This window comes from Bradyrhizobium campsiandrae (assembly GCF_014529705.1).
Taxonomy (GTDB): domain Bacteria; phylum Pseudomonadota; class Alphaproteobacteria; order Rhizobiales; family Xanthobacteraceae; genus Bradyrhizobium; species Bradyrhizobium campsiandrae.
Window position 1 is genome coordinate 24,307 of sequence record NZ_JAANIH010000050.1, and the last position, 26,249, is coordinate 50,555.

23 protein-coding genes are annotated in these 26,249 nt (G+C 64.5%); 10 read left to right on the top strand and 13 right to left on the bottom strand.

From position 1 onward, the window contains the following. Positions 1–73: 73 nt before the first annotated feature. The gene (coxB, locus tag G8O24_RS30045; protein WP_188105703.1) at positions 74–928 is read right to left on the bottom strand and encodes a cytochrome c oxidase subunit II; all 855 of its coding nucleotides are present in this window, start codon (positions 926–928) and stop codon (positions 74–76) included. Between the two features lie 447 nt (positions 929–1,375). Here coxB and G8O24_RS30050 point away from each other — a divergent pair, with 447 nt between their 5' ends. Next, positions 1,376–1,909 (top strand): invasion associated locus B family protein, encoded by a 534-nt coding sequence (locus tag G8O24_RS30050; protein WP_188105705.1) that lies wholly within the window; start codon positions 1,376–1,378, stop codon positions 1,907–1,909. A gap of 26 nt (positions 1,910–1,935) precedes the next feature. Here the strand turns inward: G8O24_RS30050 and G8O24_RS30055 are convergent, their stop codons facing one another. Next, positions 1,936–2,424 (bottom strand): GNAT family N-acetyltransferase, encoded by a 489-nt coding sequence (locus tag G8O24_RS30055; protein ID WP_188105706.1) that lies wholly within the window; start codon positions 2,422–2,424, stop codon positions 1,936–1,938. An 89-nt stretch (positions 2,425–2,513) separates the two neighbouring features. On the opposite strand from G8O24_RS30055, the gene tldD reads away from it, so the two are divergent. Genes tldD through G8O24_RS30070 form a run of 3 tightly spaced genes read left to right on the top strand, consistent with a single transcriptional unit; the run spans position 2,514 to position 5,293 of the window. Next, the gene (gene tldD, locus G8O24_RS30060; protein WP_188105708.1) at positions 2,514–3,941 is read left to right on the top strand and encodes a metalloprotease TldD; all 1,428 of its coding nucleotides are present in this window, start codon (positions 2,514–2,516) and stop codon (positions 3,939–3,941) included. Then, positions 3,938–4,714 carry a signal peptidase I gene (gene lepB / locus G8O24_RS30065; RefSeq protein WP_188105710.1) on the top strand — a complete coding sequence of 259 codons (777 nt, stop codon included), beginning with the start codon at positions 3,938–3,940 and terminating at the stop codon, positions 4,712–4,714. Before tldD ends, lepB begins: the two co-directional genes overlap by 4 nt. Positions 4,715–4,726: 12 nt before the next feature. Then, complete coding sequence (locus G8O24_RS30070; RefSeq protein ID WP_188105712.1) at positions 4,727–5,293, top strand: nucleotidyltransferase family protein; 567 nt, start codon at positions 4,727–4,729, stop codon at positions 5,291–5,293. Positions 5,294–5,351: 58 nt separating this feature from the next. Here the strand turns inward: G8O24_RS30070 and G8O24_RS30075 are convergent, their stop codons facing one another. After that, on the bottom strand, positions 5,352–5,930 hold the full coding sequence (locus G8O24_RS30075; protein ID WP_188105714.1) for a PAN domain-containing protein: 579 nt from the start codon (positions 5,928–5,930) through the stop codon (positions 5,352–5,354). Between G8O24_RS30075 and G8O24_RS45240 the strand changes: the two genes are divergently transcribed. Continuing rightward, on the top strand, positions 5,887–6,018 hold the full coding sequence (locus G8O24_RS45240; protein WP_283815602.1) for a hypothetical protein: 132 nt from the start codon (positions 5,887–5,889) through the stop codon (positions 6,016–6,018). The two genes, G8O24_RS30075 and G8O24_RS45240, sit on opposite strands and share 44 nt — an antisense overlap. A 63-nt stretch (positions 6,019–6,081) precedes the next feature. Here the strand turns inward: G8O24_RS45240 and G8O24_RS30080 are convergent, their stop codons facing one another. Further along, on the bottom strand, positions 6,082–7,452 hold the full coding sequence (locus tag G8O24_RS30080) for a glutamate--cysteine ligase (protein ID WP_188105716.1): 1,371 nt from the start codon (positions 7,450–7,452) through the stop codon (positions 6,082–6,084). A 102-nt stretch (positions 7,453–7,554) separates the two neighbouring features. Further along, positions 7,555–8,052 (bottom strand): MarR family winged helix-turn-helix transcriptional regulator, encoded by a 498-nt coding sequence (locus G8O24_RS30085; RefSeq protein ID WP_188105718.1) that lies wholly within the window; start codon positions 8,050–8,052, stop codon positions 7,555–7,557. A gap of 126 nt (positions 8,053–8,178) precedes the next feature. Here G8O24_RS30085 and gstA point away from each other — a divergent pair, with 126 nt between their 5' ends. Next, positions 8,179–8,793 carry a glutathione transferase GstA gene (gene gstA / locus G8O24_RS30090; protein WP_188105721.1) on the top strand — a complete coding sequence of 205 codons (615 nt, stop codon included), beginning with the start codon at positions 8,179–8,181 and terminating at the stop codon, positions 8,791–8,793. 85 nt (positions 8,794–8,878) lie between these two features. On the opposite strand, the gene G8O24_RS30095 is transcribed toward gstA, so the two are convergent. From G8O24_RS30095 to G8O24_RS30110, 4 genes are read right to left on the bottom strand one after another with little or no spacing between them, the layout of a single operon-like run. Further along, on the bottom strand, positions 8,879–11,092 hold the full coding sequence (locus G8O24_RS30095; RefSeq protein ID WP_188105723.1) for an FAD-dependent oxidoreductase: 2,214 nt from the start codon (positions 11,090–11,092) through the stop codon (positions 8,879–8,881). A gap of 20 nt (positions 11,093–11,112) precedes the next feature. Next, positions 11,113–12,321 (bottom strand): acetyl-CoA C-acetyltransferase, encoded by a 1,209-nt coding sequence (locus tag G8O24_RS30100; protein WP_188105725.1) that lies wholly within the window; start codon positions 12,319–12,321, stop codon positions 11,113–11,115. Positions 12,322–12,362: 41 nt separating this feature from the next. Further along, complete coding sequence (locus G8O24_RS30105) at positions 12,363–14,153, bottom strand: acyl-CoA dehydrogenase C-terminal domain-containing protein (protein WP_188105727.1); 1,791 nt, start codon at positions 14,151–14,153, stop codon at positions 12,363–12,365. Positions 14,154–14,172: 19 nt separating this feature from the next. Then, a complete protein-coding gene (locus G8O24_RS30110; RefSeq protein WP_188105729.1) occupies positions 14,173–14,556 on the bottom strand; it encodes a nuclear transport factor 2 family protein in 384 nt (127 codons plus the stop codon). Between the two features lie 193 nt (positions 14,557–14,749). Between G8O24_RS30110 and G8O24_RS30115 the strand changes: the two genes are divergently transcribed. Further along, complete coding sequence (locus G8O24_RS30115) at positions 14,750–15,355, top strand: PadR family transcriptional regulator (RefSeq protein WP_188105731.1); 606 nt, start codon at positions 14,750–14,752, stop codon at positions 15,353–15,355. A gap of 307 nt (positions 15,356–15,662) precedes the next feature. Beyond that, entirely contained in the window at positions 15,663–18,599 is a 2,937-nt protein-coding gene (locus G8O24_RS30120) for an autotransporter domain-containing protein (RefSeq protein ID WP_188105733.1), read from the top strand. A gap of 89 nt (positions 18,600–18,688) precedes the next feature. On the opposite strand, the gene G8O24_RS30125 is transcribed toward G8O24_RS30120, so the two are convergent. Continuing rightward, positions 18,689–18,865, bottom strand: a complete 177-nt coding sequence (locus G8O24_RS30125) for a DUF2934 domain-containing protein (RefSeq protein ID WP_188105735.1) — start codon at positions 18,863–18,865, stop codon at positions 18,689–18,691. Positions 18,866–19,113: 248 nt separating this feature from the next. On the opposite strand from G8O24_RS30125, the gene G8O24_RS30130 reads away from it, so the two are divergent. Further along, entirely contained in the window at positions 19,114–22,641 is a 3,528-nt protein-coding gene (locus G8O24_RS30130; RefSeq protein WP_188105737.1) for a tetratricopeptide repeat protein, read from the top strand. A 130-nt stretch (positions 22,642–22,771) separates the two neighbouring features. Here G8O24_RS30130 and G8O24_RS30135 read toward each other — a convergent pair whose 3' ends face one another. Then, complete coding sequence (locus G8O24_RS30135; protein WP_188105739.1) at positions 22,772–23,545, bottom strand: MBL fold metallo-hydrolase; 774 nt, start codon at positions 23,543–23,545, stop codon at positions 22,772–22,774. A 14-nt stretch (positions 23,546–23,559) separates the two neighbouring features. Continuing rightward, positions 23,560–24,468 (bottom strand): DMT family transporter, encoded by a 909-nt coding sequence (locus tag G8O24_RS30140; protein ID WP_188105741.1) that lies wholly within the window; start codon positions 24,466–24,468, stop codon positions 23,560–23,562. A 110-nt stretch (positions 24,469–24,578) separates the two neighbouring features. On the opposite strand from G8O24_RS30140, the gene G8O24_RS30145 reads away from it, so the two are divergent. Next, on the top strand, positions 24,579–25,439 hold the full coding sequence (locus G8O24_RS30145) for a LysR family transcriptional regulator (protein WP_188105767.1): 861 nt from the start codon (positions 24,579–24,581) through the stop codon (positions 25,437–25,439). Between the two features lie 137 nt (positions 25,440–25,576). Here the strand turns inward: G8O24_RS30145 and pdeM are convergent, their stop codons facing one another. Beyond that, positions 25,577–26,248, bottom strand: coding sequence for a ligase-associated DNA damage response endonuclease PdeM (gene pdeM, locus G8O24_RS30150; RefSeq protein WP_188105743.1), 672 nt, complete (start codon positions 26,246–26,248; stop codon positions 25,577–25,579). Position 26,249: the final 1 nt, after the last annotated feature.

Below are 26,249 nucleotides of genomic sequence, written 5' to 3' on the forward strand. Positions count from 1 at the left end.
TGCGTCCCATTCGGACCTTATGGAGGTCCCGCCCTTTATGCCGCTTTCAATGCCTCAAGCCGTCGCCCGGCGCTTACTGCGTCGGGCCGGCCGCGGAGGCGAAAGTGCTGGTGCCGCCGCTCGCATATTTCTTCTTCGCCGATTCAACCCAGGAGGCGAACTCCTGGTCGTTCACCACGCGAATGGCGATCGGCATGAAGGCATGGTCCTTGCCGCAGAGCTCCGAGCACTGGCCGTAGAACATGCCGGTCTTGGTGGCCTTGAACCAGGTCTCGTTCAGACGGCCCGGGATGGCGTCGATCTTGACGCCGAAGGCCGGCAGCGCGAACGCGTGGATGACGTCGGCGCCGGTGACCTGAACGCGAATCACCTTGTTGACCGGAACGACCATCTCGTTGTCGACGCCGAGCAGACGGGGCTGCTTGTCCTGGGCCATCAGCGAGTCGAACTCGAACTTGCCGTTATCAGGATAGGCGTAGGACCAATACCACTGCTTGCCGGTCGCCTTGACGGTCAAATCCGCCTTCGGCACGTCGAGCTCGAGGAACAAGAGGCGAAACGACGGCACCGCGATGCCGACCAGGATCAGCACCGGCACCAGGGTCCACACCACCTCGATCAGCGTGTTGTGAGTGGTCCGCGACGGCACCGGATTGGCCTTCGCGTTGAACTTCATGACCACGATCACCAGCAGCGCCAGAACGAACAGCGTGATCAGGATGATCAGAACGGACAGGAAGTTATGGAACCAGACGATATTGTCCATCACCGGGGAACCCGAGGCCTGCAGGTGCCATTCCCACGGCTCGGGCTGTCCGACCTCGGCAAATGCCGCGCCGCCCGTCGCCAGCGTGATGCCAGCCGCCACCAAGGCGATGGTGGCCATTCCCAGCAAATGCCGGCCCACCCGACCCATCGACATCCTCATGCCGTTCGCGCTCCCCTTACGAAATCACCCCAAGTGCACTCCCCTATTTTTGGGGAACGCTTATTCGATCCGCCCGTCCGACAAGCCGCCGCGCAAGAATACCTCTAGGAGGAATTGGGGCCAGATCGCTCAAACGCCGAAATCAAGCCTCTCAAACCATAATTCTTGATCTATCGCAATGCAGTCTTGAGCCCTGTCTGTCAGCCATCACCGGCAAGATATTTCCCAGCAAGATCAGACAAAAATACCGTTTCCCGGGATGCCGCGGCTTGACAGCCGAACTGCCCGTTGTAGGCACTGCCATAGGGCTGCGCAGGAACCTGATTCGTGGCGGCGATGGCGGCCAGGGCGGCGCGGAATTTGCTTGTGAATTGCCTTCAAGACGCCGTCATTCCCGTATCAGTCCAGCAGCGCGAGCGACCCAAGCGAGCAGAGGGACCGACCCCGATGGGGCTTTCGAGATGCATGGCAAGGCAGGCTAACGGCCTCACGGCGCTGGCAGCCCTGCTGGCTGCGGTCGTGGTCCTGGCACTTCCGAGCCTCGCCCATGCGCAGGGCGCGGTGCGCTCCGTCCATGGCGACTGGCAGATCCGCTGCGACACCCCGCCGGGCGCGCAGGCCGAGCAATGCGCCCTGATCCAAAGCGTCGTGGCCGAGGACCGCTCGAACGCCGGCCTTACCGTGATCGTGCTCAAGACCGCTGACCAGAAGAGCCGCCTGATGCGCGTGGTCGCCCCCTTGGGCGTTCTCTTGCCCTCGGGCCTCGGGCTGAAGCTCGACAATCAGGACGTCGGCCGCGCCGGCTTCGTCCGCTGCCTGCCCAACGGCTGCGTCGCGGAGGTCGTCATGGACGACAAGCTGCTCGGCCAGCTCCGCAGCGCCAAGACTGCGACCTTCATCATCTTCGAGACCCCCGAGGAAGGCATCGGCTTCCCGCTCAGCCTGAACGGGCTCGGCGAGGGGTATGACAAGCTGCCATAGGCGGTGAGATCGGATATCGCCGCCGTCTAGAACAGCAACGCCATCTGGACCACGTTCTCATACACGCCGTCGATCCTGGCAGCGTTGCGCGACAGGCCTTCGACGGTGAAGCCGACCCTCTCATAGAGCGCAATCGCGCTTGCATTGGTCTCGTAAACCGACAATTCAACCCGCGCCATGCCGATGGCCTGCGCGGCGGCAAGGGTCGGCCGGATCAGCCGCGTTCCGATGCCTTGGCCTCGAAAAGGCTGCAAAAGGCCCATACCGAGGGTGCCGGCATGGGTATGGACCGGGTCTGAATGCCGGCTGATATCGCACCAGCCGACGACGTTGCTGCCGGAGAGAGCCACAAATTGCGGCTGTCCCTGCGTGATCATGTGACGGACGAAGCTGCGTGTGGCCTCCAAGGGAGGTGCCTCAAGAAAGGCGAGATAGCGCCGTTCCCTGGCAACCGTATCGAGGGTGCGGTGGAAGCTTTCGACATGCTCTTCCGATATCGTAGTGATTTCAATCATGTCGTTTCAGTAATGTGTCTCGGCCGCCTCTCGCGGAACCGTCGGGAAACCATTATCTTGCCTCACATCCCTCCGAGAACGGAAGCCAGATGACCAACCCTGCCACGACCTCCCTGCTCGACCGTGCCAATCTCGATCGCGACCAGGTTCGCAACGAGGTCGCACGCGGGCTTGCCGGCGCCGACGACGGCGAATTGTTCCTGGAATACAGCCAGACCGAAGCGCTGATGTTCGACAATGGGCGGCTGAAGCAGGCGACCTACGACACCTCGCAGGGGTTTGGCTTGCGCGCCGTCAAGGACGATGCGGTCGGCTATGCGCATTCCTCCGACGTGTCGCTGCCGGCGCTGATTCGCGCCGCCGATGCGGTCGCGGCCGTGCGCGGCGGCTATTCCGGCAGCTTTGCCGCTCCGCCTCCGCATACCAACGTCCGCCTCTATGGCGATGAAAACCCGCTCGATGCCCCGGGCTTCGAGACCAAGGTCAAGCTGCTGGCCGAGATCGATGCTTATCTGCGCGACAAGGATCCGCGGGTGCGGCAGGTCAGTGTCAGCCTGGGCGCCACCTGGCAGGTGGTCGAGATCCTGCGTCCCGACGGCGAGAGCTATCGCGACATCCGCCCGCTGGTGCGGGTCAACATCTCGGTCGTCGCAGGTCAAGGTGACCGCCAGGAGAGCGGCAGCAAGGGTTATGGCGGCCGCGCCGGCTACGCCGAATTCATCGAGAGCAAGAACTGGCGCGATGCCGCCGACGGCGCGCTGCGCGAGGCCCTGGTCAATCTGGAATCGATACCGGCCCCCGCCGGTGAAATGGACGTCGTGCTGGGCGCCGGCTGGCCGGGTGTGATGCTGCACGAAGCCGTCGGCCACGGCCTCGAAGGCGATTTCAACCGCAAGAAGACCTCGGCGTTTGCGGGCCTGATGGGCCAGCAGGTCGCGGCCAAGGGTGTCACCGTGGTCGACGACGGCACCATTGCCTCTCGCCGCGGCTCGCTGTCGATCGACGATGAGGGCACGCCGACCAACCGCACCGTGCTGATCGAGGACGGCATCCTGGTCGGCTACATGCAGGACCGCCAGAACGCGCGGCTGATGAACATGAAGCCGACCGGCAATGGGCGCCGCCAGGGTTATGCCCATGTGCCGATGCCGCGCATGACCAACACCTACATGCTCGCGGGCGACCGCGACCCGGCCGAGATTCTCGCGTCGGTGAAGAACGGCGTGTTCGCGGCGAATTTCGGCGGCGGGCAGGTCGACATCACCTCGGGCAAATACGTGTTCCAGTGCACCGAGGCCTACAAGATCGAGAACGGCAAGCTGGGCGCGCCGCTGAAGGGCGCCATGCTGATCGGCAACGGGCCGACTGACCTGCATCGCATCCGCATGATCGGCAACGATCTCGCGCTCGATACCGGCATCGGCACCTGCGGCAAGAACGGCCAGGGCGTGCCTGTCGGCGTCGGCCAGCCGTCGCTTCTGATGGAACGTATTACGGTGGGTGGAACTGGCGCATGAGCGTTGAGAAAGTAACGGCCGCTCCCAAGCGGAAGAGCAGCGGCTTTGTCGGCCAGTTGATGCAGCTTGCCGGCATCGTCGTCGCCGTCTTCATCGCCAAGGGCGCGCTTGCCGAACCGTTCTATGTGCCGTCGGGCTCGATGGAGCCGACGCTGTTGATCGGCGATGCACTGCTTGCCTCGAAATTCCCCTATGGCTACGGCACCTCGTCGCTGCCGATCCAGATCAACCTGCCGGAGACGGGCCGCGTGTTCGCGGAGATGCCGAAGCAAGGCGACGTCGTGGTGTTCCGCTGGCCCGGCGATCGCTCGCAGGCTTGGGTCAAGCGCGTCGTGGGACTGCCCGGCGATCGCATCCAGATGCGACAGGGGCAGCTCTTCATCAACGACCGCCCCGCCGAATTGAAGCCGGATGGCGTTGGTGCCGCCGAGGACGACAATGGCAGCAGCGAGCCTGCCTATCGCTATGTCGAGACGCTGCCGAACGGCGTCTCGCACCTGATCTTCAAGATGCGCGACAACGGTCCGCTCGACAACACGACGGAAGTGACGGTGCCCGCAGGCCATCTCTTCGTGCTTGGCGACAACAGAGACAATTCGGCCGACAGCCGCGTGCCGTTGCGCGCCGGCGGCGTCGGGCTGCTGCCGGTCGACAATCTGGTCGGTCGTGCCGACGCCGTGCTGGGCTCCTGGGATCTCGGCATGCGCGGCCAGCCGGTCTGGACCTGGCTCTCCGGCTTCCGCCTCGCGCGGTTCTTTACCGCCGTGCATTGAGTTGATCGCAGGGTGGGCCGAGACGAGTTTGTTGCGCTCGCCCTGCGAAATCCCATCAACAGTTTGATCATCGACGAACTCCGCAGCTTCGCGGTTCCGGACGCGTGGCTGGTCTCAGGATGCCTGGTGCAGTCGGTGTGGAACGTGCTCACCGGCCGTCCTGTCGATCATGGCATCGCCGACTATGATATTTTCTACTTTGACCCTGATACGTCCTGGGACGCGGAAGACGCGGTGATCCGTAAGCTGCAAGCGCGCCTCGATCATCTCGACGCCAAGATCGAGATCCGCAACCAGGCGCGGGTGCATCTGTGGTATCCGGCCAAACACGGCCTGCCCTATCCGCCGCTGTCCTGCTCGACTGACGGTATCGACCGCTTCCTCACGCAGAACACGCAAGTTGGCGTGAGGCGCACAGACGACGGTTTCGAGGTCTATGCGCCACATGGATTTGGCGATGTCGCGGGCCTCATCGCACGCCCCAATCCGGGCCCGAATTTTTCCGCCGCGAATTACGCGGTGAAGGCGGCGAGATGGAAGTCGCTGTGGCCAGAACTGACGGTGATTGCGACGGAGTGAGATGCCCGCCTCATCCTCCTCGTCATCGCGAGCGCAATGACGACGGTGTGGCCGCGTTCTACCGCACCACGCCCGACGTGAATCCGGCCTTGCGCCGCGGCGGCTTGATGTCCTTTTTCAGGAAGCAGCGCGCCTCGCGCCCGGTGTAACCGGGGCGGGCATAGGTGAAAGCGCGGCATTTGTTGTCGGCGGTGCAGGCAGCCTTGCAGACGTCCTCGCCTTCGCCATCCTTGAGGTCGAAATTGCGCAAATCGCCGCCGGGGCGGTCGATCGACGTCTCGACACCCTCGACACGCGGCTCGATCACGCCGGCGCCACGGACCCCGGAGATGCAGCAATTGGCCGGCTGTCGCGGCGGCACGGTATTCTTCAGCCAGCACACCGCCGCGGCGCCGTCGATATCGGGGTAGCTGAAGCTCCAGGCGCGGCACTTGCGATCGCGCTCGCAGAGCATGGCACAATCCTCGGGATCACCCGACGTGACCGGGGTGCTGAAATAATCGCCTCCGGGCCGGTCGAACGCTGTCTGGGCCCGCGCAGGGACGCTCGCGAAAGCGAGCGAAAGCAGCGTGACACATGCCACGATGCTGGCCATGACCTTTGTCATGACGGCCCTGGGCAGGCGGCCCTTCCCCATCGAAACAGCTTTCGAGTTATTGATGACGTTCAGGTTTTTCAGCCGGTCATTTGATCGCCGCAAACCTGTACGGGCGATGAACGGCTGAAGTCCCGATCGTTGGCCTATTTGTCTAGAACCCGCTCAGATGAAATCGGAAACGATATGGCCTCTAGAACGCGTATTCCGCATAGGCCGGTTCCACCGAGCCGTTCCAGGCGCCGTCGAACTTCTCGAGCATCTCCTCGGCCGGCGTCCGACCGGAATCGATAATGCGATCGAGCGGCTCCAGATGCCGGGTCTCGTCGCGGCCGAGGATGTCGATACGGCCGCGGCGGCGCAGGCCGGCGTGTGCCAGAACGAGGCACTCCTTGGCGACCTCGAACAGATAGCGGTCCTTGATCCGTGACTTGAAGCCGAAGCGCGGCACGTCGTCGCGCAGGGCCTGGCGCTCCGGCGCGGTCCAATGCTTCACCAGGTCCCAGGCGGCATCCAGCGAGACGTCGTCATAAAGCAGCCCCGCCCAGAATGCCGACAAGGCCGGCAGGCGGCCCCACGGGCCACCGTCGGAGCCGCGCATTTCGAGATAGCGCTTGAGCCGCACTTCCGGGAAGATCGTCGAGAGATGGTTGGCCCAGTCCGACAGTGTCGGACGCTCGCCGGGCAGATTGTTGTTGCGCCCGTCGAAAAAGGCACGGAACGAGGACCCCGACACGTCGATGTAGTCTTCGCCGCGCTTGACGAAATACATGGGCACGTCGAGGGCATAATCGACATAGCGCTCGAAGCCCATGCCGTCCTCGAAGGCCCAGGGCATCATGCCTGACCGCGCATTGTCGGTGTCGCGCCAGATCTCGGAGCGGAAGGAGAGGAATCCGTTCGGCTTACCTTCGGTAAACGGCGAGTTGGCGAACAAGGCCGTTGCGACCGGCTGGAGTGCCAGCGACACCCGCAGCTTCTTGACCATGTCGGCTTCGGAGGAGAAGTCGAGATTGGTCTGCACAGTGCAGGTTCGGTACATCATGTCGAGGCCGTATCGGCCGACCTTCGGCATGTAATTGGTCATGATCTTGTAGCGGCCCTTGGGCATGACAGGGATGTCGGCGCGCGACCAAGACGGTGTCATGCCGAGACCGAGAAAGCCGATGCCGAGCGGCGTTGCGATCTCGCGCACTTGCGCCAGATGCGCCATCAACTCGCTCTGGGTCTGGTGCACGGTCTCGACCGGCGCGCCTGACAGTTCGAACTGTCCGCCGGGCTCGAGCGAGATCGCGCCACCGCCGGTGACGTCATAAAGGCCGATGATGTTGCCCTTCTCCATGATCGGCTCCCAGCCGAGCAGGAGCTTCATGCCTTCGAGCAGCGCGCCGATGCCGCGCGCGCCCTCGTAAGGCACCGGGCGGTGGCCATCGAGCGTGAACGGCGTCTTCTCATGCTCGGTGCCCATGCGGAATTCCGTGGGGTCCTTGCAGCCGGCCTCGAACCACGCGACGAGCTCGTCGCGCGATTGCAGCGGCGTCATATCGATCTGGTCTCGCGCCATATCAAACTCTAATCAAAAGGGCGCTTCGATCGAAGGCGCGCGGGTGACGGGGACGGTCCGCGAACCCTGCGGGGTGCGCGGACGTGCTGGTTTGCCGCACGATCATCGCGACGGCGAAGTTTCGTTGACGTTGACGACGGGCGGCAGCTTCATCTCGCCGCACGAGCAGCCCAGCCGGTCGAGCAGACCGCTGAGCTTGACGGCATCGGCATCCGACAGTTTCGAGCCGACATATTTCTCGATCGCAGCCGAATAGGCGCCCCACATCCGCTTCTGCAGTTCGCGGCCGGCTTCCGTGATCTCGACGAACTGGCCGCGCTTGTCGATCTTGCATTCGCGCCGGCAGGCCAGCCCCTCATCGACCAGGCGGTCGATCAGCCGCGAGGTGGAGTATTGCGGGATCAGCATCTGCCGCTCGAGCTCCACCGGCCGCAATTCCCCGGAGGGGGCGCGCGACAATTCGAGCAGGGCATCGTACCAGGCGAGCGGCGGAAAGCCGGCTTTCTTCAGGTCCTGCTCAACGCAGTCGAGCACACGGCTCTGCACCCGCATCAGGCGGATCCAGGCACTGGTAGCCTCGGTCGATGGTTTGCGCTTCATGGTTCCACTCAAACTCGTCGCCCGCTTCTTAGCCCACTCGATGCACCTGCATCAATCTTGACTATTGCATGCAGGCGCATGTAGGCGTTCTTTCGCTCCAACCAAGCGTCAAGAGGAGGAAATTCCATGAAACTGTATTATTCGCCCGGCGCCTGCTCGCTGTCTCCCCATATCGCCCTCCTTGAGGCCGATCTGCCCTATGAGCTGGTCAAGGTCGATATCCGGGCCAAGAAGCTCGAGAACGGTGACGATTATCTGAAGGTCAATCCGAAGGGTCAGGTCCCCGCGCTGGGCCTCGACAGCGGCGAGATCGTGACCGAAGGCCCGGTCATTGTCCAGATGATCGCCGACAAGGCCCCGGCCAAGGCGCTGGCGCCCGCGCGCGACAGTTCCGAGCGCTACAAGCTGCTCGAATGGCTGAACTTCCTCACCTCCGAGGTGCACAAGAGCTTTGGCCCGATATTCGCCCCGGCGCTCAATGACGACGCCAAGGCCTTCTTCAGGGATCGCGTCATGGGCAAGCTGAAGCACATCGACAGCCAGCTCGCCGGCAAGGACTACCTCATGGGCAAGCAATTTTCGGTCGCCGACGGCTATCTCTTCACGATGCTGACCTGGGCCGACCGGATGAAGTTCGATCTCTCGCAGATGCCCAACCTCAGCGCCTACAAGGCCCGCGTCGCGGCACGGCCGAAGGTGCAGGAAGCCTTGAAGAAGGAAGGGCTGGCCCAAGCCGCCTGAGGCAAGGCTCGAACGGAACAGCGAAAAGGCCGGATCGTTGATCCGGCCTTTGTTGTTGTCACAACCGTGCGAGACGCCCGACGCCTCAAGCCGCCGTCTTCTTCGGCGCGAAGCGGCCATAGAAGGTCTCGCCCTTCGCGGCCATCTCCTCCAGCAGCTTCGGCGGCGTGAAGCGCGAGCCGTACTTCGCCTCCAGCTTGTGGCAAAGCTCGACGAACTTCTTGGGTCCCATGAAGTCGATGTAGGACAGCGTGCCGCCGGTGAACGGCGCGAAGCCGAAGCCGAGGATGGAGCCGACATCCGCCTCGCGCGGATCGGTGATAACGTGATCCTCGACCGTGCGCGCGGCTTCGACCGCCTGCACCACCAGGAAACGCTGCTTCAGCTCCTCGACGTCGAGCGTATCGGGATCGAGCTGCTTCGGCTGCAAGGCCGAGAGGCCCGGCCACAGGCTCTTCTGGCCCTTGCCCTTCTCGGGATAGTCATAAAAGCCCTTGCTGTTCTTGCGGCCGAGGCGGCCCTGCGTCTCGACCATCTCGACCATCAGCTTCTTCTGATCGGGGTTGATGGCATTCGGGCCGAGATCGGCTTCGGTCGCCTTCATGATCTTCAAGCCGAGGTCGAGCGCGACTTCGTCCGAGAGCGAGAGCGGGCCGACCGGCATGCCGGCCATCTTGGCGCAGTTCTCGATCATCGCCGGCGGTACGCCTTCAAGGAACATTTCGTTGCCTTCGGCCACGTAGCGGCCGACGCAGCGATTGGCGAAGAAGCCTCTGGAGTCGTTGACCACGATCGGGGTCTTGCCGATCTGGCGGACGTAGTCGAGCGCGGTGGCGAGCGCGAGGTCGCCGGTGTTCTTGCCCTTGATGATCTCGACCAGCATCATCTTCTCGACCGGCGAGAAGAAGTGGATGCCGACGAACTTGCCCTGGTCCGTAAAGCTCTCGGCCAGCGAGGTGATCGGCAGCGTCGAGGTGTTCGATGCGAAGATCACGTCGGGCTTGAGATATTGCTGCGCCTTGGCGAAGGTCTCCGCCTTGACCTTGCGGTCCTCGAACACGGCCTCGATGACGAGGTCGACGTCCTTGAGCGCCGCGTAGTCCGCGGTCGGCGTGATGCGCGCGAGCAGCTTCTCGGCATCATCGGGCTTGGCGCGGCCCTTCTTGATCTGGTCCTCGATCACCTTCTGCGCATGCGCCTTGCCCTTGTCGGCGCTCTCCTGGTCGCGATCGATCAGAACGACGTCGAGCCCGGCGCGGGCCGAGACGTAACCGACGCTGGCGCCCATGAAGCCGGCACCGATCACGGCGATCTTCTTCACCTTCGTCGCAGGCACGTCCTTCGGACGGCGCGCACCCTTGTTGAGCTCCTGCATCGACAGGAAGAGGCTGCGGATCATCGCAGCCGCTTCCTTGGAGCGCAGCACCGACGTGAAGTAGCGCGACTCGACGCGCAGTGCCGCATCGATCGGCAACTGCAGGCCTTCGTAGACGCAGCTCATGATCGCGCGCGCGGCCGGATAATTGTCGTAGGTCTCGCGGCGATAGATCGCGTTGCCGGCCGGGAACATCATCATGCCAGCCTTGGAGAACACCGGGCCGCCGGGCAGCTTGAAACCCTTCTCGTCCCAGGGCGCGACGGCCTTGCCGCCGCCCTTGATCCAGTCTTTGGCGGCCTTGATAAGATCGGCGGCGGGGACGATGGCGTGAATGAGGTTGAGCTGCTTCGCCTTCTCGATCGTAACGGGATCGCCCTTCAGCAGAATGGTCATGGCATCCTGCGGCGGCACCAAGCGCGGTACGCGCTGCGTGCCGCCGGCGCCCGGAAACAGGCCGACCTTGACCTCGGGCAGGCCGAGGCGCGTCTTGGGATTCTCGGCGGCGACACGATAATGGCAGCACAGCGTGATCTCGAAACCGCCGCCGAGCGCGAGGCCGTTGATTGCCGCAGCCCACGGCTTGCCTGACGTTTCGATCGAGCGCAGCACAAGCGAGAAGCGCCGGCTCTGGTCGAACAGCATCTGGTTCGCCGCGGTCTCGCCCTGCTCCTTGAAGACCTTCGCGTAGGCCTGGTTCATGCCTTCGAGCATGGACAGGTCAGCACCGGCGCAGAACGCTTCCTTCGCCGAGGTGATGACGACGCCCTTCACGGCGGCGTCGGCCATGGTCGCCTTGACGATCGCCTCGAGCTCATTGGTGGAGGTCTCGTCGAGCACGTTCATCGAACGGCCCGGGATGTCCCAGGTGACGAGCGCGATGCCGTCGGAATCGGTCTCAACCTTGAAGTTCTTGTAAGCCATGTTGGTTGCTCCCCTACCCCTTAGACGCGCTCGATGATGGTCGCGGTGCCCATGCCGCCGCCGATGCACAGCGTGACGAGTGCGGTGGACTTGTTGGTGCGCTCGAGCTCGTCGAGCACGGTGCCCAAAATCATCGCGCCGGTGGCGCCAAGCGGATGGCCGAGCGCGATGGCGCCGCCATTGACATTGATCTTGGCGTTGTCGATGTCGAAGGCCTGGATGTAGCGCAGCACGACCGATGCGAAGGCCTCGTTGAGCTCGAACAGGTCGATGTCCGACTTCTTCATGCCGGAACGCGCGAACAGCTTCTCGGTGACGTCAACCGGACCGGTCAGCATCATCGCCGGCTCCGAGCCGATGTTGGCGAAGGCGCGAATTTTGGCGCGCGGCTTCAGGCCGTATTTGGCGCCCGCCTCCTTGCTGCCGAGCAGCACAGCGCCGGCGCCGTCGACGATGCCCGACGAATTGCCGGCGTGGTGCACGTAGTTGACGCGCTCGATCTCCGGATGCGACTGGATCGCGACACCATCGAAGCCGCCCATCTGCGCCATCATCGTGAATGACGGCTGCAGCTGCGCCAGCGACTGCATCGTCGTCGATGGACGCATGTGCTCGTCCTTGCCGAGGATGGTGAGGCCGTTGATGTCCTTCACCGGCACCACCGACTTGTTGAAGCGGCCCTCGTCCCAGGCCTTGGCCGCGCGCTGCTGGCTTTGCACGGCATAGGCGTCGACGTCGTCGCGGGAGAAGCCGTACTTGGTGGCGATCAGATCGGCCGAAACGCCCTGCGGCATGAAGTAAGCCGGCACCGCCATCGACGGGTCCATCGGCCAGGCGCCGCCGGAGGCGCCGATACCGACGCGGCTCATCGATTCGGCGCCGCCGCCGACCACGAGCTCATGCTGGCCGCTCATCACCTGCGCGGCAGCGAAGTTCACTGCATCGAGGCCGGAGGCGCAGAAGCGGCTGATCTGCACGCCGGGGACGGCTTCACCAAGACCCGCCTTCAGCGCGGCAAAGCGCGCGATGTCGGAGCCGGCCTCGCCGACCGGATCGACCACGCCGAGCACGACATCGTCGACGGAATCTTCCGGCAGGCTGTTGCGGTCCTTCAGCGCCTTCAGCGGCACGGTGGCGAGCGCGAGCGCGGTGACTTCATGCAGCGCGCCGTCCGCCTTGCCGCGGCCACGGGGGGTGCGAACGTGATCGTAGATGAATGCCTCAGGCATGACGCCCTCCTGATCTGGTCTTCGAGATGATGGCGCGAAAACTAAAACGCTTCCGCCGGCAGTTCCATGATGGTGGCGCAGCCGGACTGGATGCGCGCGAGATTGGCCGCGGTCTCCGGCAACATCCGCTCCATGAAGAAGCGACCGGTGACGAGCTTGGTCGACAGATAGGGCGTCGCCCCGCTCTCGGCAATCTTCCCTAGCGTCACCTTCGCCATCTTCGCCCACATGTAGCCGAGCGCGACGAAGCCGAAGAGATGCAAATAATCGGTTGCGGCCGCGCCGGCATTGTCCGGCTTGGCCATCGCGTTCTGCATCAGCCAGGTCGTGGCCTGCTGGAGATGGCCGAGCGAGGCCGAGAGCGGGGTGATGAAGGGCTTCAGCGCCTCGTCGCCGCCGTTCTCCTTGGCGAAGGCCATGACCTCGCCGAAGAAAGCCATGATGGCGCGGCCGCCGTCGCGCGGCAGCTTGCGGCCGACGAGGTCGAGCGCCTGGATGCCGTTGGCGCCTTCATAGATCATGGCGATGCGCGCATCGCGCACGAACTGCTCCATGCCCTGCTCGGCGATGTAACCGTGGCCGCCATACATCTGCTGCGCCTGCACTGCGTTGGCGAAGCCGTAGTCGGTGAGGAAGCCCTTCAGCACCGGCGTCATCAAACCCATGTGGTCGTCGGCGGCCTGGCGATCTTTCGGGTCTTCGGAGCGGTGGGCGACGTCGCTCTTCAGCGCGGTCCACATCACGAAGGCACGCGCGGCCTCGTTGAAGGCGCGGATCGAGAGCAGCGTGCGGCGCACGTCGGGATGCACGATGATCGGATCGGCCGGCTTGTCCGGCGCCTTCACGCCGGTCAGCGCGCGGCCCTGGATGCGCTCACGCGCATAGGCGACCGCGTTCTGATAGGCGACCTCGGACTGCGCGAGGCCCTGAACGGCGACGCCGAGGCGGGCCTCGTTCATCATCACGAACATGCCCTGCATGCCCTTGTTCTCTTCGCCGATCAGCCAGCCGGTGGCGTTGTCGTAATTCATGACGCAGGTGGAATTGCCGTGGATGCCCATCTTGTGCTCGATCGAGCCGCAGACGACGCCGTTGCGGGCACCGACCGAGCCATCCGGATTCACCAGGAACTTGGGCACCACGAACAGCGACACGCCCTTGATGCCTGATGGAGCGCCCTCGATGCGGGCGAGCACGAGGTGGATGATGTTGTCCGCAAGGTCATGCTCGCCGGCCGAGATGAAGATCTTGGTGCCCGTGATCTTGAAGCTGCCGTCGGCCTGGCGCACCGCCTTGGTGCGGAGCATGCCGAGATCGGTGCCGCAATGCGGCTCGGTCAGGTTCATGGTGCCGGTCCACTCGCCGGCGATCATCTTCGGCACGTAGGTCTGCTTCTGCTCCGGCGTACCGTGGACCAGCAGCGCGGCGGTCGCGCCCATGGTGAGGCCGCCGTACATCGAGAACGCCATGTTGGCGGAGATCTGGAATTCGTTGACCGCCTGGCTGAGCGTCACCGGCAGGCCCTGGCCGCCATACTCGGTCGGCGCCGACAGGCCGAGCCAGCCGCCTTCGGCGACCTGCCTGAAGGCGTCCTTGAAGCCCTTCGGCGTGGTGACGCTGCCGTCGTCGGCGCGCTCGCAGCCTTCGAGATCGCCGACGCGGTTGAGCGGCTGCAGCACCTCTTCGGCGAGCTTGGCGGCTTCGCCGAGGATCGCATCGCGCACGTCGCTCGAGGCATCGGAGAAGCCGGCGAGATTGTCGTAGCGGTCGATCTGGAAGACGTCGTTGAGCAGGAAGTTCACGTCTTCGACGGGGGCTTTGTAGATCGGCATGGCGGTCTCCCGGAGTTCTCTACGATTGGGCGGCGAGCTGCTCCGCCATCAGGCGGTGCAGCATGTTGATGGCCTTGAGCGGACGCACCATCACCTTGAAACGGGTGATGCGCCCTTCGGCATCGAAGCTGATGATGTCGACGCCGTTGATCTCGATACCGTCGATGTTCGTCTTGAATTCGAGCACGGCGCCGTCGGCGCTTGTCCACTCGCCGACATAGGTGAAGCCGGGACCGCCGAGCACCTTCTCGGCGCTGGACAGATATTTGAAGGTGATGTCGCGCCCGCGCTGCGGCGAATGCACGACGGGGCTTTCGAACACGGCGTCAGGATGGAGCAGGTCCCAGAGCGCGGCGCGGTCGTGAGACGTCATGTACGCGTACCAGGAATCGAGGCCGGTCATTCTCAGGTGCCTCCCTAGGGCCTTTAGGCAATGACGCGAAAACAACCCCATGCACAGTAGCAAGGAGGTTGATTTCGTTGGATTTTCGGATCGGAATCCCAGCCGACCCCGAGTTCGCCTCATATGCACATTGACGCATATGCGCCGATACGCATAAAGTCAAGCAGTCTGGTCAAAATCAAAGGCGGGTATCATGGCACTGGGCGACGCAATCCTCGCATGCCTGACGGAACGTCCGATGACAGGCTACGAGCTCGCCAAGACGTTCGACTCCTCGATCGGCTTCTTCTGGAAGGCCGACCACCAGCAGATCTACCGCGAGCTGTCCAAGCTGCGCGACCGCGGCTTTATCCAGGGCCGCGAGGTCGTCCAGACAGGCAAGCCCAACAAGCTCATCTATACGCTCACTCCCGAGGGCAGAACAGCGCTGCGGCACTGGGCCGCGCGGCCGAGCACGCCGCCTTCGATCAAGGACGATCTGCTGATCCGGCTGCATGCGCTCGACAGCGTCGACATCGAGCCGATCCGAACCGATCTGATGGACCGGCTGGAGCACCACCGCGACCGGCACGAGAATTACGAGCGGATCCTGAAAAAGCGATTCCCCGACGGGACGGCATCGGGCGTGCTCGACCTCGGCAACCTGCTGCTGCTCCAGCTCGGCGCCCGCCACGAGCGCATGGTCGCCGATTTCTGCGAGGAAGCGCTGCAGGCGCTGTCTGCGATGTCAGGCAAGGACAAGGGAAACGGCACGGTGGTGTCGCTGGGGGACGGCAAGCGCGGCGAACGGCAGAGCTGACGGCTTCGCGTCTACTGGCGTCGACTTATACTTTGGCTTGCTTTCAACTTTTTGCTGCGGAGCGAACATTCTGCCGGAGCCTTCGAAGTCGGTTCGTGAGCCGAAGCGACTGTCGGGAGCATGTGTCGACGCGCCCTGAGTTTACAGGGTCGAAACGAAGGCGGTCCCCCCTCGTACATTTTTCAAACGTCATTGTACAACCAACAATAATTTAGTCCGACTAAAAGCAACCAATATGCGTCCCCGGAAAATCTCGCTACATTTGCTTGCTAAGAGATCGGGGCGTCATTTGTTACATGAGTTCAAAGTGATTTTCTTCGCGGTCGGCCTGTTGCTCGCGGCCGCACCCGTCCGTGCTCAGAACTTTCAAGGTTTGGGATTCCTGCCAGGATTTGACTACAGCGAAGCTGCTGGCGTGAGCGCTGATGGAAAGACGGTAGCTGGAAATCTACGTCCAATCGGCCTCGAGAGTACCGGCAACTCTGAAGCGTTCGGCTGGACCGCGTCAACCGGGATGGTCGCTCTAGGCATTCCAACCGGCAGGGATACGAGCCGGGCAATGGGAGTAAGTGGGGATGGCACGACGTTCGTGGGATATGGCCAGCTGCTCAATAGCGGCACCGGCGCGAGGGCATTCAAGTGGACGTCAACGACTGGATTCGTCGACCTCGGTGATTTACCGGGCGGCCACAGCAATAATTTTGCCACTGCAACGAATGCAGACGGCTCCGTCATTGTTGGCGCTGCTGCAGCCGGGTGTTGTACGCAAGCCATTCGCTGGACGGCATCTACGGGCATGGTCAATCTTGGCGTTTTGCCAGGCGCCACCGGAGGAGTTGCGAACGGTGTGAGCGGAGATGGTTCTGTTGTCGTCGGTTACAGCAGCACCAATGAAGCGTTTCGATGGACCGCAGCGACCGGCGCGACCGGTCTCGGCTTTCTACCGGGTTCCAACAACAGCCTCGCAACGTCTGTCAGCGCAAACGGGTCCGTCGTTGTTGGTTCCAGTCGAAATGCTCTGGGGTACGACCAAGCCTTTCGATGGACCGCGGCCACCGGCATGTCCGCCATCGGCTCTTTACCGGGAGCCGTCTTCAGTCAAGCGAATGCAGTCAATGCGGACGGTTCGGTCATTGTCGGCACGAGCGGCAATGTTAATTTTAATTTTCAGGCTTATCGATGGACACAAGCGACGGGAATACAATCGATTCCTGCCATTCTCAGCGCAGCAGGTTACGGCCCGGCGAATTGGAGTCTACAGACAGCACAAGGTGTTTCAGCGGATGGAACGGTTATCGTCGGGAATGGCATCGATCCCAACGGAAAGAACGAAGCGTGGATCGCCCATATCCCGATCAACGCTTTTGCATTACTCGACCTCAACGGCGTCGATCACTCGCTCGGGTCGCTGGTATGGGGCGGCGTAGTTACAAACAGCGGTGTCGGGACCGCAACGCTGACGGCAGGAAGTGACAACACCACCAGCACATTTATCGGCACGATTCAGGACGGCCTCGGCGCTACGTCTTTCGTGAAGACGGGCACCGGGACGCTGACCTTGACGGGTGCCAGCACCTACACCGGGGCGACAACGATCAACGGCGGCACGCTGGAGGTGGAAGGCTCGATCGCGAGCTCAAGCCTCACGACTGTAAATGGCGGCAGCGCACTGACTGGCGCTGGCACCGTTGGTTCGGCGCTAATCAATTCCGGTGGCCTCTTCGCGCCGGGCAACGGCTTGCCGGGCTCGTCCATGATGGTCGCCGGCGACCTCGCGTTTCAATCGGGCGCGCTCTATCTGGTGCAGATCAATCCATCGACCGCGAGCTTTGCCGATGTGGCTGGCACAGCAACGCTCGCAAACGCAACGGTATATGCCGTGTTTTCGAGCGGCACCACCGTCTTCAAGCGGTACACGATCCTGACCGCTGGCGCTCTCGCCGGTACGTTCGACCCCGCTACGGTGAATACGAACCTTCCATCTGGTTTCAAAACCACGCTGAGCTACGACGCGACCCATGCCTATCTGAACCTAACGCTGGCGTTCGTTGCATCACCAGGCTCGAGGCTGAACGCCAACCAACAGAATGTCACCGATGCCATTGGCAACTCCTTCAACACCAACGGCAGCGTTCCGCTGACGTGGGGAGGCCTCACGCCGTCTCGCCTGATCCAGCTCTCGGGTGAGGGCGCGACCCCTGTGCTGCAGACAACGTTCGGCGCTTTGAACCAGTTCATCGGCGTCATGACCGATCCCTTCGCTGCCGGCCGCAACGATCCGATCGGCGTAGGCGGTAATCCCAGCGCCTACGCCGATGAAAACCTCCCCTACGCTGCCAAGCGCAAGCCGAATGACGCATTGGCTGGGATTTACACCAAGGCGCCGGCGGGTCCGAGCTACGAGCAGCGGTGGAGTGTGTGGGCGGCAGGCTATGGCGGTTCGCAGCGGACGGACGGCAACGCGGTGACCGGGTCGAATGATACTCGCAGCAGCATCTACGGGACGGCCGTCGGCGCCGACTATCGTTTCTCGCCGGGCGCCATCGCCGGCTTTGCGCTGGCGGGCGGCGGCACCAACTTCAGCGTCAACGGCCTCGGCAGCGGCCGCTCCGACCTGTTCCAGGCCGGCGCCTTTGTTCGGCACAATGTCGGCGCGGCCTATTTTGTCGGCGCGTTGGCCTATGGCTGGCAGGACGTCACGACCGATCGCACCGTGACGGTGGCCGGCGTCGACCAGCTACGTGCCCGGTTCAACGCCAATGCATGGAGCGGACGCGTTGAGGGGGGCTATCGCTTCATCGCGCAGGGCTTTGGATGGACGCCCTACGCCGCCGGACAGTTCACGACGTTCGACCTGCCGAATTACGCCGAACAAGCCGTCGTCGGCTCCAACACCTTCGCGCTGGCCTACGACGCGACAAGCGTGACTGACGCGCGCAGTGAGCTTGGCCTTCGCACCGATAAGTCCTTGGCAGCGGCCGATGGCCTCGTGACACTGCGCGGCCGTGCCGCGTGGGCGCATGACTTCAATCCGAATCGCCCCCTCGCGGCGACCTTCCAAACGCTGCCCGGTGCAAGTTTCGTCGTGAACGGCGCCAGGCAGGCATCGGACTCGGTGCTGGTGACGGCCGCGATCGAAAAGAAATGGCTGAACGGCTGGTCGGCCGCGGCAACATTCGAAGGCGAGTTCTCCAACCTGACAGAAAGTTACGCCGGCAAAGGCGTCGTGCGCTACGCATGGTGACGTCCGGTCTGCCCAAATGGGCACACCATGGTCGCTGCAGCGCCTCCTCTTTCCACCGTGAAGCTGGCAGCGTCTGGCGATGGCAGGCGCTAGACCGGCAGGTTGTCGGTCATCCCGGGCGGCACCTCGCCTTGCGCTGACCGTTCGGCCAGGAGCTGCTTCTCGGCCTCATACCAGAAGGTGTCCATCTTCCCGCTCGGCTCACCGGCGCCTTTCCAGATCTCATAAGCACGTTTGCGAACATCTTCCTCGGTCAAGCCTGCCATGGCGAACTCCCTTGTTGCTGAAGGTCCAAGCGGCCAGGACGCGGAGAGTTCCAGGGCAGCAGCCACCTGGCTGGCGCCCAACTTTAAGACACCGGCCCCCCGTTCCTTAACCCGTTATTTACCGTAACAGGAAAAAGTCGGATTTCGAGGCAGACGACCCGCGCCAAATCCGATTGTCTTTGCAACCGGCACGCGTGGGGAGACTGGAGGCGCCGGGTGGGGCGCCGGAGTCGGAACCGGACAGAGTCATGAATTCGCGCGTATCGTGGAGTGTTGACGGCATCGATCCATCCGTCCGGGAGCGGGCCGAAGCTGCTGCGCGTCGCGCCGGCATGTCGCTCAACGATTGGCTGAACTCCACGCTCGGCGAGACTGCCCCGCCGAACTTTCGCGGGCCTTACGACCAGCGTCAGGAGCAGCGTTACGATCCGCGCGCTCCGCAGATGCCGAGCCAAGGCGCCAGCCAGGCGAGCCGCGACGTCGCCGACATCCATCAGCGGCTCGACGCGATCACCCAGCAGATCGAACGGATTTCAAAGCCCGCAGCGCCACGCCAGGATGCGTCGCGACCAGACCTGTCGCGCGAGCAGGGGGTCGCCCGCCAGCTCAACGACGCGATCTCGCGGCTCGATGCCCGGCTGTCGCAGATCTCGCGGCCCCAGCAGCCCCAACCGCAGCAGCCTCAACCGCAACAGGCGCAGCGCCCCGCTCCGGTCGAGGCGCGCCACCGCCAGGCCGATGCCGTCGAGCGCGCGGCCGCGCAGGTCTATCGCAACTCGCCGCCGCTGAGCCCCGCCTCGCTCGACGTTGCGGTCGCCGAGATCACCGCCCGCCAGAGCGAACTCGAGGGCTTCGCACCGCGTCAGATGCCGCCGCGCGCCGCGCCGTCGATCGCGCCTTCCGCTCCTTACGCGCCACCCAGCGCACCCTCCATGGTGCCCCCGATGGCGCCGCCCGCGCCGGTCTATGCTCCGCCGCCACCGCAGCCGGGGCCGGATTTCTCGTCGCTGGAACGCCACCTGCTCAAGATCACGAGCCAGATCGAATCGCTGCAGCGCCCCGATCATACCGAGCAGGCGATCAACGGCTTCCGCGCCGAGCTCGCCGAGATTCGCAACGCCATCACCGAGGCGATGCCGCGCCGCGCGATCGAATCGATCGAGAACGAGATCCGCTCGCTGCACCGTCGCATCGACGAGACCCGTTCCAACGGCACCGACGGCCAGGTTCTCTCGGGCATCGAGCGCGCGCTCTCCGACATCAAGCAGGTGCTGCGCACACTGACGCCGGCCGAGCAGCTCACCGGCTATGACGAGGCGATCCGCAATCTCGGCGCCAAGCTCGACCTGATCCTGCGCGCCAATGACGATCCCTCGACGGTGCGCCAGCTCGAGAGCGCGATCTCGGCCCTGCGCGGCATCGTCTCGAATGTCGCCTCCAACGAGGCGCTGGCACGCCTTTCCGAGGACGTTCAGCTGCTGTCGTCCAAGGTCGACCAGGTCACGCGCGCGTCCGGTCATAGCGACAGCTTTGCGGTGCTGGAGCAGCGCATCGCCGCCCTCACCGCCGCACTGGAAACGCGCGAGCGGCCGGCGCCTGCCGAGAGCACCGAACATCTGGAAGCCGCGATCCGCGCGCTGTCCGACCGTTTCGACCGCATGCAGGTCGGCAACGACTCGGCCTCGACCTTCGCGCATCTCGAGCAGCGGGTCTCTTACCTGCTGGAGCGGATCGAGGCTGCATCCGATCCCCGCAACGGCGGCAATCTGAGCCGCGTCGAAGACGGGCTGCACGACATCTTGCGCCATCTGGAGCGGCAGCAGGCAACCTATGCCGCGCTCGCGGAGAGCCGCAATTCGGCGCCGCCGCCCGATTCCGGCATGGTCGATCTGGTCAAGCGCGAGCTCTCCGACATCCGCTTCAGCCAGGCCGAGACCAACCGCAGCACCCAGGATTCGCTGGAGGCGGTGCACAACACGCTCGGCCATGTCGTCGATCGCCTCGCCATGATCGAGGGCGATCTGCGCGCGGTGCGCGCCGCTCCGCCGGCGCCCGCGCCGCAGCCGGCGCCGATGCCGATGGCAGCTCCGTTCGAGCCGCCGATGGCCCGCGAGCCATGGCCGTCGCAGCCGCCGAAATACGATCCGAAGCCCGAATTGCCGAATCCGGCCGCCACGCAGCCGCCGGCGCACACGGCTTTCGTCGCCGCACCGCGTGAATTCCATGCTGCCGCGCCCGCAGCGCCGCCGCCGGTGCCGATGGCCTCGCAAGCCACGCCGCCGGTGCCGCCGCGCGCCATCAGCGAGATCCTGGAGCCGCATACCGCGCCCGCCCGCGCCGCGATCGCGCCCGAGTTGCCGCCGGATCACCCGCTCGAGCCCGGCACGCGTCCGAGCGGCCGCCCCACGACGCCGTCGGAGCGCATTGCCGCGTCCGAAAGTGCGATCAGCGACATCCCGCTCGCACCGAAGGAGCCGGTGTCGTCGTCGAGCTTCATCGCGGCCGCGCGCCGCGCTGCCCAAGCTGCCGCCGCACAGCCGCCGGAGAAGCCCGCCCGCGGCGTCAAGGCCGCGATCGCTGCGCGCGCCAGGGACAAGGGCCAAGCCAAGGCTCAAGGCAACGTTCAAGGCCAGCAAGGCGGCTCGACCATCACCTCGAAGATCCGCTCGCTGCTGGTCGGCGCGAGCGTGGTCGTGATCGTGCTCGGCACCTTCAAGATGGCGATGAACCTGCTCGAAGGCAGCAGCGCGCCGCCGGCGCCGCAAGCGATGGAGAACAGTTCGAGCCAGCCCGCGCCGCAGGCGCCGCCGCCGGTCGAGAACAAGCCGGCCGCGCCCGAGCAGGTCACGCCGTCGATGACCTCGCCGACGCCGATCGGCAAGCAATCCCTGAACAATGCCGCGCCGGCACCGGCGGCGAATTCCGGCAGCACGGCATCGGTCGAAATTCCGCCCGCGCCCGCCGCAGCGACGCCGTCCCAGTCCGCCGCGACCAGCGATGTCACGGGTGCGCTGTCAGGCACGAGCCGCGCGCGGCTCGGCACGGTCCAGGTGCCGCCGAGCGAGAAGCTGCCCGATGGCATCGGTGGTCCCGCCTTGCGCACCGCCGCGATGAAGGGCGATGCGACGGCGGCCTACGAGATCGGCGTGCGCTTTGCCGAAGGCAAGGGCGTCGCCGCGAACTACGACGAAGCCGCCAAATGGTACGACCGCGCGGCGCAGGCCGGCGTGGTGCCCGCGACCTTCCGCCTCGGCACGCTCTACGAAAAGGGGCTTGGCGTGAAGAAGGACGCCGACATTGCCCGTCGCTACTACACGCAGGCCGCCGAGCGCGGCAATGCCAAGGCGATGCACAATCTCGCGGTGCTCGACGCCGATGGCGGCGGACGCGGCGCCAACTACAAGAGCGCCTCGCAATGGTTCCGCAAAGCCGCCGATCGCGGCGTTGCCGACAGCCAGTACAATCTCGGCATCCTCTATGCCCGCGGCATCGGTGTGGAGCAGAACCTCGCCGAATCCTACAAATGGTTCAGCCTCGCCGCCGCGCAGGGTGACGCTGATGCCGCCAGCAAGCGCGACGACGTCGCCAAGCGCCTCGACCCGCAATCGCTTGCCGCCGCCAAGCTCGCGATCCAGACCTTCAGCGCCGAGCCGCAGCCCGACGACGCCGTCAACGTCCCGGCCCCCGCCGGCGGCTGGGACAGCGCCCCGCAAGCGGCCACCAAGCCCGCGCCGAAGCCGGCCGCGATGAAGCGGCAGGCGTCGGCGGCGCATTAGGGCCGCATTCGGCGAGCAAGCTATCTCCGCCCGTCATTGCGAGCGTAGCGAAGCAATCCAGAATCCTCTCGGCGGCAGCAGTCTGGATTGCTTCGTCGCAAGGGCTCCTCGCAATGACGATTGTGGAGGCTCACGGCGCCTCGATCACCGTCGGCACGCCGGGCTCGAGCAATCGCAGCCTTGTCCCGAACCCCAGCACGTCGAAGGTCTTGCGCAGGTCCTCGCTGTTCTGGCGGAAATGCGCCCAGCCTTCGGTATGCACAGGCACGATCATCGCATCCGGGAAGGCGCGCGCGGTCTCGATGGCGTCGTTGGTGTCCATGGTGAGATGGAACGGGCCCCGGGTTTGCGCGGCCCCTGCGAAGGGCAACACCACGCCGCATTTGAAGCGGCGCGCGACCTCGGCGACGCCGTCGAACCAGGTGGTGTCGCCGCTGATATAGACCGCGCTGGTGTCCCTGCGGCTCGACTGGACCACGAAGCCGATGACGTCGCCCGACAGCGGCTCGATGCCGGCCGGGCCGTGACGCGCCGGCGTCGCGGTGACGGTCAGCCTATTGCCGTCATCGTCCGTCAGATGCGCGGTTCCCCAGGGCGCAAGGCCCTCGACATGGCCGCCGAGGCGTTTTGCGCCGGCCTCGGTGGTCAGCGCGCGCGGTGCTTTGAGCACGAATTCGCGCCCCGAATTATCGAGATTGTCCGAATGCTGGTCGTGGCTGAGCAGCACGGCATCGACAGGGCCGATCGCGTCGGCCCTCATCGCGGGACCGATGGTCTTCTCCAGCTTCACATGCGGCAATTGATAAGCGCCGGGCGCATCGAAGGTGGGATCGGTGAGCAGACGAAAGCCGTCGATCTCGATCAGCGCGGTGGGGCCGCCGATCAGCGTGATGGAAATGGGCATGAGGGGAACTCCTCTTACACGACGGGCTTTGCCGGGCGCGTCACCAGGTAAATGCCGAGCGCCACCGGAATGATCCCGAGCAGGTCACGCGCCTCGACATGCTCGCCGAGCACGAGGAAGGCGAACAGCATGCCGAGCGGCGGCATCAGGAAATGATAGGCACTGGCCGCGGTGGCGCCACACACTTTCAGGAGATGAAACCAGAGCCAGTAGGCGAGGATCGAGCCGCCGAGCACGAGGAAGGCAAAGGCGCCGATCAGGCTCGGCGTGACATCGATGGCGTGAACATCGGCAAACGTCAGTGCGACCGGCGTCAGCACGATGCCGGCGGCGAGATTCTGCACGCCGTTGCCGATCCACAGGCTGCCCTTGGGGGCGAACAGCTTGAACAGGATGGTGCCTGACACGATGGAAGCGAGCGAGGCCAGCGTGAAGAGGATGCCGTGCAGCGAGTCCGTGCCGACTGACAGGCGATGCCAGACGATCAGCGTAACGCCGATGATGCCGAGCAGGAGGCCGGCCGCCTTGCGCCAGGTCATGCCCTCGCCGAGCAACAGCGCTGCGAGCGCGGCCGTGAACACCGGATTGGCCGAGACGATCAGGCCGCCGAGGCCGGCGGAGACCGATTGCAGGCCGGTGTAGCCGAGCCCGAGATAGAGCGCGTTGTTGGCGATGCCGAGCACGGCGAAGATCAGCGCATCGCGCCACGACAACGACCAATCGCCGCGGATCGCCGTGGCGCCCAGGATCAAGATGCCGGCGAGCGAGAAGCGGGCGGCGAGCAGGATCAGCGGCGGGCAATGGGTGACGCCGATCTTGCCCGCGACGAAGGCGTAGCTCCAGAGCAGGCAGAACAGGCCGATGGCGAGCGGCAGCGTGTTGAAACGGCTGCGGGGGACTGCGATCGAGGGGGCGAGGGACATGGCAATTTCTTTCGGGGCATTCTTCTGAGCCCTCGATCTAGGCGCTGGCCTTGCCATTTAGAAATTAAATGATTAACTGCCGATCAGTGGATTTTCGAATGGAGGCTGATGTGCTCGATCTGGAGCTTCTGCGCAGCTTCGTCTCGGTGGTCGAGGCCGGCGGCTTCACCCGCGCCGGCGAGCGCGTCCACCGCACGCAATCGACCGTCAGCCAGCAGATCAAGCGGCTGGAGGAGGATGTCGGCCAGGTGCTGCTGCATCGTGACGGCAAGGACGTGCGCCCCACCGAAGCCGGCGAGCGGCTGCTGTCCTATGCGCGGCGGCTGCTCTCGCTCGCCGAAGAGGCCCGCGACGTGCTGCGCGACGAAGGCGAAGGCGCCATCCGGCTCGGCATCCCCGAGGATTTTGCAGCGTACCGGCTGGCCAAACTGCTCGGCGCGTTCTCGCGCTCGCATCCGAACCTGCGGTTAGATGTGCGCGCCGACCAGAGCAAGAATCTGGCGCGCGATCTCGAACGCGGCGAGCTCGATCTCGCGCTCTACAAGCGCGAGGCCGGCGGCAAGGACGCAATTGCAGTGTGGCCGGAAGAGGTGCACTGGGTTACCAGCAAGAGCCATCCGGTCGACGTCAACGCGCGCTCGGTGCCGTTGATCGGCTTTCCGCTCGGCTGCCTCTATCGCGCCGGCGCCATTCACGCGCTGGAAAGCGCCGGCCGCGCCTGGCACATGTCCTATATGTCGTCGAGCCTTGCCGGCATCCAGGCCGCGGTCGCCGCCGGCATGGGCCTCAGCATTCTCTCGGAGATGTCGATCCAGGCAGATCATCGCGTGCTGACGGCCAGGGATGGCTTTGCGCCGATCAACCGCACCGAGGTCGCGCTGATGGCCGCGCCGAACGCGACGTCCGCGACATTGCGGCTGGCGGATCGATTGGCGGAGTTTTGCGAGACCGTGCAGGCGAAGGCGGCGTGAGGGGATGTGTAGGGTGGGTTAGCGAAGCAGATGCGCGAAGCGAATCTGCTTCGCGTAACCCACCGCTGTCTGTATCCGCGGAAATAGAAGAGGTGGGTTACGCCTTCGGCTAACCCACCCTACGAAACCTGCGCCTTTCAATAACACCTCGCCGCGGCGATCGCGTGCACGCGGCGGTCGCCCAGCAAATGCGCGACGAAGCCGTTTTTCGGAAAGATTTTTGCGAACGCCGCATCGCGGATGCTGAGGCCGCCGGCATAGGCGCCGAAGGCGGGCATCACGGCGCGGAGGCCGTCGCTGGCGAAGCAACGGCGTTCCATCGAACGCCCGCGCGTGGAGACGCGCGCCTTGGGATGGAGATGGCCGGCGATCTCGCCCTGCGCGCCTGATGGCTCGTGGCGAAAGGTGATCGGACCGATCACGACTTCGTCGGCGATGGTGCCGCCGAGATCGCGCGGCAGCATCGGATCATGATTGCCGGAGATCCAGATCCAGTCGCGGCCGCTCTGCAGCGCGGCGACGGCGTTCCGGTCGTCATCCGAGAGACGCTCATGCGCGGTACGATCGTGAAAGCTGTCGCCGAGCGCGATGACCGTTTTGGGATTATGGCGGGAGATGACAGCAGCGAGCCGGCCAAGTGTCGCGACGGTATCGTAGGGCGGCAACAGCACGCCGCGGGTGGCGAAGCTCGAGCCCTTCTCCAGATGCAGATCGGAGACGACCAGCAGCCGCTGCTCGTCCCAGAACAGCGCGCCGGAGAGATCGGCCGCGAAGGTCACGTCGATGATGGTGACCCTGGAAACGCGCATG